This is a genomic window from Shewanella sp. GXUN23E, assembly GCF_050865035.1.
In the GTDB taxonomy this organism is placed as follows: domain Bacteria; phylum Pseudomonadota; class Gammaproteobacteria; order Enterobacterales; family Shewanellaceae; genus Shewanella.
In genome coordinates this window covers 66,422-78,634 of sequence record NZ_JBOZWP010000010.1, presented here as the reverse complement: position 1 = coordinate 78,634, position 12,213 = coordinate 66,422, and the positions used below count along the sequence as shown (strand labels likewise).

The following is a 12,213-nucleotide window of genomic DNA, read 5'->3' as shown; positions in this document are numbered from 1 at the left end:
CAAGCATGACTTGTTTGCAAATTGTAAATATAGCTGGTATCACAAAATGTAATCGGTTACTTTTAATAATTGCGCAACATATCCAACGTAAAAACGACACATAAGGAATGTCATGTTGAACCCGGTCATATCCAATAAGCCTCTGATAAAGAACGCCTTAACTGGTGCGATTTGGCTGTTTTCCGGCGCTGTCTGCAGCAACGCTGCACCGTCAGTTAAGGTTGATACGCCCCTGTCATTGGTCAATACATTGATGGGAACTGACTCAACATTTGAGCTATCCAACGGCAACACCTATCCGGCGGTTGCCTTGCCCTGGGGCATGAACTTCTGGACCCCCATGACCGCGCCAATGGGGGATGGCTGGGCGTACAAATATGACGACAACAAGATCCGTGGCATCAAACAAACCCATCAGCCTAGTCCCTGGCTCAATGACTATGGTGCATTCTCGCTGATGGCCGTTACCGGCGCGCTGCAACTTCAGGAAGATGCCCGCGCCTCCTGGTTTTCCCATAAAACCGAGGTTGCCAAACCCGATCACTACAGTGTCTACCTGGCCGATTATGACGTGACTGCCGAAGTCACTGCCACAGAGCGCGCAGCACAATTCAGGTTTACCTTCCCCCAAACTGACGCCGCTTACATAGTGCTTGATGCCTTCGACAAGGGCTCCATGGTCAAAGTGTTGCCACAGCAGCGCCGGATCATCGGTTATGCCCGCAATAATCATGGTGGCGTGCCGGACAATTTCCACAACTACTTCGTGCTTGAATTTGATAAAGATTTTGAGCAAGTCCACACCTGGTCAGATGATTGGCAACTGGCACAGGATGCCATTGAGCAAGAGGGCAAACACACAGGCGCCATAGTGCGCTTTACCACCGGCAGAGGTGAGCAGATAGGGATAAAGGTCGCCTCTTCTTTTATCAGCCCGGCTCAGGCCCAGCTCAATCTTGAGCGGGAACTGGCAGATGACAGTTTTGAGCAGACCCGGGCAAAAGCCACTGCCCGCTGGCAGCAGGAGTTGGGGCGAATTCAAATTGAAGATGACAATCTGGATGCCAAACGTACGTTCTATTCGGCGCTGTATCGGGTACTGCTGTTTCCCCGCAGTTTTTATGAATATGACGCCCAGGGCAAGGTAATACATTACAGCCCCTATAACGGCAAGATCCTGCCTGGCTATATGTTTACCGACAATGGCTTCTGGGACACCTTCCGTGCGGTGTTCCCCTTCTTTAACCTCATGTATCCCGAGCTGAATGAAAAAGTGATGGAGGGCCTGGCAAACACCTATTTGGAATCTGGCTGGTTGCCGGAGTGGGCCAGTCCCGGCCACAGAAATGTGATGATAGGCTCCAATTCCGCCATCAATATTGCCGATGCTTATCTCAAAGGCGTAGGGCAGCAACATATTGAGACTCTGTATGAAGCCGTGCTGAAAAACGCAGAGGTGAATGAAGGCAGGCCAATGACCTCAGTCGGGCGGGAAGGTGTCAGCTATTACAACACGCTGGGCTATGTTCCTTATGATGTGGGTATCCATGAAAATGCCGCCCGCACGCTGGAGTATGCCTTTGCCGATTTCAACCTCTATCAGTTGGCCAGCGCTCTGGGCAAACAGGATGATGCAAAGCGCTTCTATCAACGCTCCCTCAACTACAAAAAGCTGTTTGATCCACAAACTGGCTGGATGCGGGGTAAGAACCGGGACGGCAGTTTTCAGACACCATTCAATCCGCTGAAATGGGGCGATGCCTTTACCGAAGGCAATGCACTGCACTACACCTGGTCAGTCTTCCACGATACTCAGGGTCTGATAGACCTGATGGGTGGCCAGCAGAAATTTGCAGATAAGCTGGATCAGGTATTCGAAATGCCACCGCTGTTTGACGATTCCTACTACGGCTTCACCATTCATGAGATCCGGGAGATGCAGATCGTCAACATGGGCAACTATGCCCACGGCAATCAGCCAATGCAGCACATGATTTATCTGTATAACCACGCAGGTCAGCCCTGGAAGGCGCAGCAGCGACTGCGGGAGGTAATGGATAAACTCTATGCCCCCACTCCCGATGGCTATTGCGGTGATGAAGACAACGGCCAGACTTCCGCCTGGTACGTGTTCAGCGCACTGGGCTTCTACCCTGTAACACCGGGAACGGATCAGTATGTCATCGGCTCGCCGCTGTTTGACAAGGCAACGCTGACGCTGCCGGGCGATAAGACACTGACCATTTCCGCCAAGGGCAATTCATCCCAAACCCCTTACATTGAGTCGCTGTCGTTCAATGGTAAAGAGTATGGCCACAACTGGTTATCTCACACCGAGCTGATGAAAGGGGGAAAGCTGACTTTCACTATGGCCGAAACGCCCAACAAACACAGAGGCACTCTGACACAGGATCTGCCTTACTCACTGTCCAGCGTGTCCCCTGACGAACCGTCTGCCGGCACTCACTGAGAATAACAATCAAGAGACACCGACCATGGCTATGATACAAACAGGAACTCCAACAACTCAGGTCAAAGGCTCCGCCAGTCAACTGGCATTCGCGGCGATGACCACACTCTTCTTTATCTGGGGTTTTATCACTGCGCTGAATGACATTCTCATTCCGCATTTAAAGGCGTCATTTGAGCTCAACTATACCCAGGCGATGCTGGTGCAGTTCTGCTTCTTTGGCGCGTATTTCATCATCTCGCCCTTTGCCGGCAAGCTGATCGAAAAGATAGGTTATATCAAAGGCATACTGACAGGTCTGGGCACTATCGCCGTCGGCTGCCTGATCTTTTATCCCGCCGCGGAAGTGGAGATCTACGGGATTTTCCTGGTGGGACTGTTTGTGCTGGCGTCCGGCATCACCATTCTGCAGGTATCGGCCAATCCCTATGTTGCCATACTGGGCCCGGAACGCACGGCCGCCAGCCGCCTGAATCTGGCTCAGGCGATTAACTCCATGGGACATACTCTGGCGCCGCTGTTTGGTGCCGCACTTATCTTCAGTGCAGTACCAACAGAGAATATCGATGCCAAGGCGGTGCAACTCCCTTACCTGCTGCTGGCCGGATTTGTGGCGCTGACGGCTCTGGGGTTTGCCTTCCTCAAGCTGCCGGTGATCCAGAGCTCAGATGATGAGCAAAAGCAAGTTCACGACAGCATCTGGCACCATAAGGGATTACTCTTTGGCGCTTTGGGGATCTTTGTTTACGTTGGCGCCGAGGTGTCCGTGGGCAGTTTTCTGGTGAACTATTTCGCCACGGCGGATCTCGGTGGATTGACAGAGCATCAAGCCAGTCAGCTGGTCTCTTATTACTGGGGCAGCGCCATGATAGGCCGGTTTGTCGGCGCTGCCCTCACCCGCTTTGTTTCTCCCCGCTATGTGTTGGCCGGCAATGCGCTGTTTGCCATCATGCTGCTTATCACCACCATTTCCAGCAGTGGCAATGTAGCGATGTGGAGCGTGATCGCGGTGGGTTTTTTTAATTCAATTATGTTCCCGACGATATTTACCCTGGCAATCCGCGGGCTTGGTACATTAACCAGTCGCGGCTCAGGCCTGCTTTGCCAGGCGATCGTCGGGGGCGCCATTTTGCCTTTGTTGCAGGGCGTGGTGGCCGATGTGGTTGGCGTGCAACTCAGTTTTCTCGTGCCGATAGTGTGTTACCTCTATATTGGTTGGTACGCACTGTCAGGCTGTAACAAAGGCCAGGCTCCGGAGTCCAGGTAACATGAAAGAAGTACTGTGTTTTGGTGAAGCCCTGATCGATTTCCTCAATACCGGCAAGACCGGACAGGATGGCTTGACCCTGAATGAGTTCCGTCAGTATCCGGGGGGAGCCCCCGCCAATGCTGCGGTGGCCATTGCCAAATTGGGCGGCAAAGCCAGGTTTGCCGGTCAGGTGGGGGATGACAGTTTCGGTCATTTCCTGACCGGCGCACTGGCGCATTATGGGGTGGATACCCGGGATTTATTGTGCCATCCCACAGCAAAAACCGCGCTGGCCTTTGTCACTCTGGATGCTGATGGCGAGCGCAGCTTCGCCTTCTATCGGGATCAGAGTGCCGATATGGTGCTCACCCCTGAGCAGGTCTCTCCCCGCTGGTTTATCAATCAACCTGTGGTGCACTTTTGCAGCAATACCCTCACCACCACTGAGATCGCTGCCAGCACCAGAGAATTTGTTGCGCAGGCCAAACAACAAGGTTGCCTGATCAGTTTTGATGTCAACCTGCGGCATAACCTCTGGCCCGCGGGCAAAGCGGATATCAGCAGAGTGAATGAGTTTGTGCTCAGCGCCAATCTGCTCAAGTTCGCCAGAGAGGAGTTTGATTTTCTGGCAGGCGACAACCCCAAACAGTTTATTGAACAGTGTTTTGAGCACAACTGCCGCCTGCTGATGATCACCGACGGCGGTAAAGAGCTTGAGTACTTTACCCCAAAGGCCTGCGGCATCATCTATCCTCCGAAGGTGACCAGTGTCGACACCACCGCGGGTGGCGATGGGTTTATTGGTGGCTTGCTGTTTGCGCTGGCGGCTGAGTATTCCCCTGAGGCGGCGTTGCAGGAGAAACTGACCGAATTGCTGACCTTTGCCTGTCATTGCGGCGCGCTGGCGGTCACCCGCCCCGGCGCGTTTCCGGCACTGGCAACACTCAATGAGATCAAGCAAACCCTGTCAGGCTCTGATGCCGCTGCCACCCTGAATGCTTTGAGGAGTGACAAATGAATTTTTACAACAAGGAGTTCCTGCTCTCTCACTGTCAGCAGATCCTCAACTTCTACACAGATAAAGTAGTAGATAAATCAGGCGGTTACTTCCAGAACTATCTGGATGATGGCACTCTGTTCAATCGCTCATTCAAACAATTGGTCAGCAGTACCCGCATCATAGTCAACTATGCCCTGGCTGGCATGGTGTTTGACCGCCAGTCCTATCTGGATATCGCCAGACACGGACTGGACTACCTGGAGCAGGTTCACTGGCAGGAAAGCACCAGAACCTATGCCTGGACCCTAGAAAATCACCAGCCGCTGGACATGACCCAGCAGGCATACGGCTACGCGTTTGTGCTGCTGGCTTACGCCTCGGTACTGAAAGCCGGCATCATCCGCTCTGATGTCAAACTGCAACAGGTGTGGGAATTACTGGAAGAAAGATTCTGGCAGCCTGAGTATGGCTTGTACGCCGATGAACTCAGCCCGGATGGCGTGCTCAGCCCCTACCGCGGCCAGAATGCCAATATGCACCTGTGTGAAGCCATGATTGCCGCCTATGAGGCAACCGGCAAAGCACATTTTCTGGACAGAGCACGGACGCTGGCCAGCAATATTGCAGTCAGACAAGCGAATCTGACCAACGGCCTGATTTGGGAACACTATACAGATACCTTCGATATCGATTGGGAATACAACAAAGAGGATCCCAGAAACCTGTATCGTCCCTGGGGATTTCAGCCCGGGCATCAGACTGAATGGAGCAAGCTGTTATTGCAGCTGAATCGTCACGCTCCCGAACCCTGGCTGGTTGAGCGGGCACAGGCATTGTTCCACGCCGCCTGGAAACACGCCTGGGACGATGAGTTCAAAGGCCTTGTCTACGGATTTTCTCCTGACGGTGCTTGGTGTGATGATGAGAAGTACTTCTGGGTACAGGCCGAAAGTCTGGCGGCTGCGGCGCTGCTGTATGAAGTCACTGATGAACCGGTTTGGCTGGAGCGATATACCAAGCTGTGGCGATACAGCTGGGACTATATGGTCGACCACACTTACGGTGCCTGGTACCGGTTGCTGCTGCGCAACAATACCAAATTCTCCAACGAGAAAAGTGCTGCCGGTGCCAAGTGTGACTACCATACTCTGGGTGCCTGCTTTGAAGTGCTGCACAGCCTTGAGCGCCTGCAAACCACTCAGAGCGAACAGGCATGAAGTTGCCGGCACTTGCGATAATGACCGCGACGTCTCTGATACTGCTGGGCGGCTGCATGGCTCAAAGCGGTATTGCTCAGGTGACACACACCAAGGTCAATCGCTCACCCTCTTCAGCCAAGGAGCCGGACGTCACGTCGCAGGCCAAACCTGAAGTCGAGCCGTCGCTGTTGCAATGGGTCAACCCTTTTATCGGCACCGGCGGCAAAGCCAACACCTTCCCCGGAGCCACTGTGCCCCACGGCATGGTGCAGCTGAGTCCGGATAATGGCCGGGGAGGCTGGGACTGGATTGCCGGGTACTACTATCCGGACAATATCATTGCCGGATTCAGCCACACCCACCTGTCCGGCACCGGCGCAGGCGATCTCTACGATATCTCCTACATGCCACTGACCAAACCACTCTACCGGGAGGTCACTGAACAAGGGCCTGAATCAGGCACTCTGGTCTCCAGATTCAGTCACGACAGAGAGTCAGCAAGCCCGGGGTATTATCAGGTCCATCTGGACAGCTATGACATCAATGTCGAGCTGACCGCCGGAGCAAGAACCGGACTGCAGCGATACACCTTCCCAAAGTCAGCAGACGAAGCCATCGTCAGGCTGGATCTGGGTTACAGTCGCAACTGGGATGACACCACAGCCACCGAACTGCAGGTGCTGGATGACAGAACCATCGCCGGCTATCGCTTCTCTACCGGCTGGGCCAAAGACCAGAAAGTCTTCTTTGTCAGCCGGTTCTCAAGGCCGTTCACCAAAGTGGCTGTATTTGATGGTGACCAGGCCCTGCCTCACAAGCCAGGCTATTCAGCCAAAGAGCTGAATGCCTGGTTTGAGTTCGATACCCGAAAGCAACAGGATGTGCTGGTACAAACAGCCCTCAGCTCAGTCAGTATCGATGGGGCCATGCACAATCTGTTGGCCGAAGGCCGGGAGTTTCCCCGGTTTGATGAGGTCAAGAGTGCTGCTCAACGGGCATGGCACAAAGAACTCTCCAGAGTCACCATTAAAGCCAGCCCGGATAACCTGACCCAGTTTTACACCGCCGCCTACCATGCGGCCCTGGCTCCCCGTATCTATTCCGATGTTGACGGCCGCTACCGTGGGCCGGATGGCGGTATCCACCAATCCTCTGCCTATCCGAGATATGAGCTGTTTTCCCTGTGGGACACCTTCAGAGCGCTTCATCCCTGGAAAACCATCACGGCCCCCGACACTACCCGGGAAATGATGACCTCTCTCATGAGTCACTACCAGGTTGCCGGGCGCTTACCTGTCTGGAACTTTCAGGGGCAGGAAACCGACATGATGATGGGGTATCACTCGGTCCCTGTGTTGGTGGATGCCTGGATGAAAGGACTGACCGACGAGCCGGGGGAAGCTATCCTCACCGCCGCACTGCAAAGCGCCATGCAGGATGACTTTGGCATAAAAAGCTATCGGGAGCGGGGCTATGTTCCCCATGAAGAGCGCAGCTGGAATGTCTCGTTGACGCTGGAGTACGCTTTTGACGATTGGGCAATAGCGAAGTTGGCAGAACAACTTGGCAAAGCCGATGTCAGCCGGGAATTTGCTCTTCGGGCCACCAACTACCGCCACCACTTCGACCCTCATTCCGGCTTTATGCGGGCAAAAGGGAAAGATGGCACATTTAAACTGCCATTCGATGCCAATGCCTATCACCCGGAAGATTACTGCGAAGCCAACGCCTGGCAGTACAGCTTTTTCGTGCCTCAGGATATTGCCGGCATGATTGCCCTGATGGGAGGAGCAGATAACGTCGACGCCAAGCTGGATGCCATGTTCAGCGCCGGGCAACAAGGCGAGATGCCGGAGTGGATCTCCGGTTATATCGGCCAATATGTCCATGGTAATGAACCCAGTCATCATGTGCCCTACCTGTACCAATACCTGGGCAAGCCCCATAAAACTCAGAAGCTGGTCAGGCAGATAATGCAGGAGCTGTACCGACCAACGCCCGATGGCTTGTCAGGCAATGAAGATGCCGGCCAGATGTCGGCCTGGTACCTGTTCAGCGCGCTGGGTTTTTACCCGGTGAATCCGGTTGGCGGCGAGTATGTGCTGGGCAGCCCCGAAGTGGATGCCGCCAGCATAGATCTGGGAAGTGGCCGATACTTTCATATCCGCACCCAAAACCAAAGCCAGGACAATGTTTACGTTGAATATGTACTGTTGAATGGCGAGCCACTTGAGGGCTTTATTCTTCGCCACGATCAGATTATGCGGGGTGGTGAGCTGCTGTTTGTCATGACCGGAGAACCAAAATGAAAATACTTACCCGGCCGTTTCTGGTTGCATCCTGCCTGCTGGTGTCTCAATGGGGAATGGCCGCCGAAAGTAAACCAGAGGTGGATTATGTGAATCCTTTTATCGGCACCTCCAACTTTGGCGCGACTCACCCCGGCGCCCAATATCCGCATTCACTGGTGTCAGTGTCGCCCTACAATGTTTCGGGCACCGGTGATGGCCTCAATCCTACAGAGCAGGATGACGCCTGGAACTCCAGAGGCTATATCCACGAAAACCGTTTTCTGACCGGTTTCAGCCACCTGAACCTCAGCGGTGTGGGCTGCCCTGAGTTTGGCGTGGTTCAGCTAATGCCTACCCGCGGCGAGCTTGAACTCGACAGTAAGATTTACGGCAGCCCCATGTCCAACGAGCAGGCGTCTCCCGGCTATTACAGCGTCATGCTGGATAAATATGATATTCGGGCCGAGGTCACCAGCACCCGAAGAACCGGGTTGAGCCGATTTACCTTTCCAACAGGGCGTGCCAATGTGCTGCTCAATCTTGGAGTGGGTCTGACCAACGAAACCGGCGCCATGGTGAAAATCAACTCCGCCACTGAGGTGGAGGGCATTCGCACGGTTGGCACCTTCTGTTATAACGCACAGGATGTGCGCCCTGTGTATTTTGTCGCCCGCTTCAGTCAGCCCGCCAGTGACTTCGGCACTTTTAAGAAGATGCCAGCCTACAAAAATGTGGAAGCTGACTGGGTAAAGTTCAATGACAAGTTTAAGCCCTACCCCGGCTACCTCTACCCTATGGCGGGCGACAATCCCGGCGCCTATTTCAGCTTTGAGCAGCTGCCAAATCAAACGCTGGAGGTTAAAATCGGTCTCTCGTTTGTCTCCATTGAAAACGCCCGAGAAAACCTTGAAGCTGAGCAGCCGGGCTTTGAGTTTGAACACACCCGCAAACAGGCGAGGGAAGCCTGGCAAAACCTGCTGACCAGAATCAAAGTCAAGGGCAAAGAGGAGGACAAAACCCTGTTCTACACCGCCCTGTATCACAGCCTTATTCATCCCAGTGTTATTTCTGATGTCAATGGTGAATATCCGCTGATGGGGCAAGCCGGTAAAGGCAGAAGTGATGAGCCGGTATACAGCGTGTTTTCTTTGTGGGACACCCACAGAAACCTGCACCCCCTGCTCAGTCTGGTGTATCCGGAACTGCAGCTGCAAATGGCCCGCAGCGCCGTCAATATGGGCAAGCAGAGTGGCTGGCTGCCCAAGTGGGAACTGGCGGCGATGGAAACCGGCGTGATGGTGGGCGATCCCGGCACCATCATGCTGGCCGACACCTACCTCAGAGGGCTGACTGACTTCGATGCAGAAGCCGCATTCGAGCTTATACTGAAATCGGCCAACAGCAGAAACAGCCCACTGCGTCCCGATAACGCTGACTACCTTGAGCTGGGGTATGTGCCGGTCGATGATGAAGGCCCCTGGGATGGCAGTGTGTCCACCAGCCTGGAGTATTATCTGGCGGACTTTAATATTGCTCAGCTGGCAAAAGCCCTCGGCAATGATGACGTTGCCAGCGAGTTTCAGCAAAAATCATTGAACTATCGCAAGCTGTATGACCCAGCAACCGGCATGCTCAGGCCCAAACACAAAGACGGTAAATGGCTGTCACCCTATGACACTGAACTGGGTCGCAATTTTGAGCCCGCGCCCGGCTATATTGAGGGCAACGCCTGGAACTACCGGTTCTACGTTCCCCATGACATTCCCGGATTGATTGCGCTTGGTGGCGGTGACGCTGAGTTTCAAAAAAGGCTCAACGCCACATTTTCCACCAATAACTTCGACATGGCCAATGAGCCGGATATCGGCTATCCCTTTTTATACAACTATCTGCCAGGCCAGGAGCTGCAAACCTCTGCCAAAGTGCGCTCGCTGATAGCTCAGTACTACAGTAATACTCCGGGAGGACTGCCCGGCAATGACGATGCCGGCACCCTGTCAGCCTGGTTGGTGTTTGCCATGATGGGGCTTTATCCGGTCACTCCGGGCATCCCGGAATATACACTGTTTCAACCAACTTTCGATGAGGTAGAGCTGCAACTTAACGGCGTACCAGCTGGCGCTACCCTCAAGATCAAAAGCGCATCAACGCCTGCCAGACAATTCCTGTTTAACGGCCAACCATTGCCCTCTCCTTTTATTCCCCACAGTCAGTTGGTGGAGGGGGGAGAATTACTAGCGCCCAATATCCTTCCCTGAATCAAATTGGAGAGTGAAATTCCGGCTCTGTAGTAAATCGACCTGCTACAGAGCCGCTGAAAAAACCAGCCTCGCAGCAGTACCAGAGGAAATGTAATCGATTACAACGCGTAATTGAGACTGATAATAAGAGACACCAATGGAGAACCACAATATGAAACTCAGTACTCTGCCACCATTACTGCTGGCCCTTAGCCTGATGGGTTGCGGCTCTGACAATGACGAAGGTCAGGCACCAACAACCGCTCCCCAGCCTCAGTCTTTCCCTCAGGCTGAAGCCGGCTTTTTTTTGAATCAGGGAGAAAGCTGCCCTGAGAGCGCCATCCACGTGAACATGAGTGAAGCCATTGCCAATCGCACTGATATTTGTGATGAGATGGGCGAATGGGACATCACCCGTATTGGCGAAAACGCCGCTATCTTTGGTAACGGCTACGGCTGTAAAGTAGAACAGAATCAACCACAGCAGCTGGCGAACTCAGCCTGTAAAACCGTCTACCGGGTGGAAAGTCAGGCATGTCCTTTTTATACGGAACACGTCACCCTGGCAGAAGCCAATGACAAGAGCAAAGGCGATGCTGACAACCTCTGTAATATGCTCAGCCGTGATGATGAAGTGCTGCTTTCAGCCAATGCTTCGATGAGCCGACCAACCGGGTTTTGTCAAACTGCAGGGCAAAGCAGCGGGGAGCTGAACGCTTCCCTGTGCAAAAACAAACTGGACTCAGTCGATGCCAGCTCGGGGATCGACACTTCCCAACGCAAAGTGGCTTACGTTGAGGTCAATAACAATGACTTTGGTAATGTCAGCTGTTTTGAACAGAATGGTGAAGCCCTGTTTGATATTGCAGTGATTTTTGCCGCCAACATCAACTATGACAGCACTGAACAAAAGGCGGTGTTGCACCTGAATGATCAGGTGACGGATCTGCTTGAAAACAATATCGATAAGGTACGGACTGTACAGGCGAAAGGCACCAAAGTCGTGCTGGACATTTTGGGGAATCACCAGAACGCCGGCTGGTCCTGTTTTGCCGATGAGGACTCCGCCAAAGATTTCGCCAGTCAGTTGAAAAATGCTGTCGACAAGTACGGGCTGGATGGCGTTGATATTGACGATGAATATTCCAAGTGCGACAGCACTTATGAAGAATCTGTACCTATGGTGGTCAAAGCCATTCGTGATGCCATGCCGGATAAACTGATCACCAAAGCCCTGTTTGCTGACTTTAACGACTTCCAGGCGGATTGGAATGGTCACAAACTCCAGGACCTGTTGGATTTCGGCTGGGACATGCGCTATTGGAGCGGCAACTGCGAAGCAAGACTCAGCGCCTACCGCACTCTTGGCATGTCTGATACCAAGCTGGGGGTGGGCGCCAGCACCATCATCACCTCATCCTCCCAAGCCAAAAACCTGGCCCAGTGCCTGGAAGACAATAATCTTGAAGGCGGCATGATGATCTTCAACCTGACCAAAGACTCCTATGGCTATATACAGTCAGTTTGGCAGGGCGTCGAGCAGGTTCCAAACTGCCTGAAGTAGCGTTAACCGGCGGTCTCACAGGACTGGTGGGAGTTTGACACCTCTCCCCCTTTCCTGTGAGGCTACCCTAAGTTTCGTTAATAAGCACTTGTCGGATTGTGTCTATCCGGCTCCAGGCCACACGCATAAACCGGACCTTAAGCCTGAGTTCGCCGGTAAAGGTATACCTGTCTGATTCGACTTATATAAGTCAAACCAAC

At 53.4% G+C, this 12,213-nt stretch carries 7 protein-coding genes; all 7 read left to right on the top strand.

The annotated features are described in order from the left end of the window. Positions 1-112 precede the first annotated feature (112 nt). The 7 genes from ACRRUX_RS10840 to ACRRUX_RS10810 all read left to right on the top strand — a co-directional run bounded on the left by ACRRUX_RS10840 (position 113) and on the right by ACRRUX_RS10810 (position 12,013). Positions 113-2,470: a GH92 family glycosyl hydrolase gene (locus ACRRUX_RS10840; protein WP_432530094.1), complete on the top strand. Its 2,358-nt coding sequence runs from the start codon at positions 113-115 to the stop codon at positions 2,468-2,470. Positions 2,471-2,495: 25 nt separating this feature from the next. Beyond that, positions 2,496-3,737, top strand: coding sequence for a sugar MFS transporter (locus tag ACRRUX_RS10835; RefSeq protein WP_432530092.1), 1,242 nt, complete (start codon positions 2,496-2,498; stop codon positions 3,735-3,737). A gap of 1 nt (position 3,738) precedes the next feature. Beyond that, complete coding sequence (locus tag ACRRUX_RS10830; protein WP_432530090.1) at positions 3,739-4,737, top strand: carbohydrate kinase family protein; 999 nt, start codon at positions 3,739-3,741, stop codon at positions 4,735-4,737. Then, positions 4,734-5,936 carry an AGE family epimerase/isomerase gene (locus ACRRUX_RS10825; protein WP_432530088.1) on the top strand — a complete coding sequence of 401 codons (1,203 nt, stop codon included), beginning with the start codon at positions 4,734-4,736 and terminating at the stop codon, positions 5,934-5,936. The genes ACRRUX_RS10830 and ACRRUX_RS10825 overlap by 4 nt, the downstream gene beginning before the upstream one ends. Positions 5,937-5,956: 20 nt before the next feature. Beyond that, entirely contained in the window at positions 5,957-8,227 is a 2,271-nt protein-coding gene (locus ACRRUX_RS10820; protein WP_432530086.1) for a GH92 family glycosyl hydrolase, read from the top strand. Next, positions 8,224-10,467: a GH92 family glycosyl hydrolase gene (locus ACRRUX_RS10815; protein WP_432530084.1), complete on the top strand. Its 2,244-nt coding sequence runs from the start codon at positions 8,224-8,226 to the stop codon at positions 10,465-10,467. Before ACRRUX_RS10820 ends, ACRRUX_RS10815 begins: the two co-directional genes overlap by 4 nt. Before the next feature lie 154 nt (positions 10,468-10,621). Further along, positions 10,622-12,013: a glycosyl hydrolase family 18 protein gene (locus tag ACRRUX_RS10810; RefSeq protein WP_432530082.1), complete on the top strand. Its 1,392-nt coding sequence runs from the start codon at positions 10,622-10,624 to the stop codon at positions 12,011-12,013. Positions 12,014-12,213 lie beyond the last annotated feature (200 nt).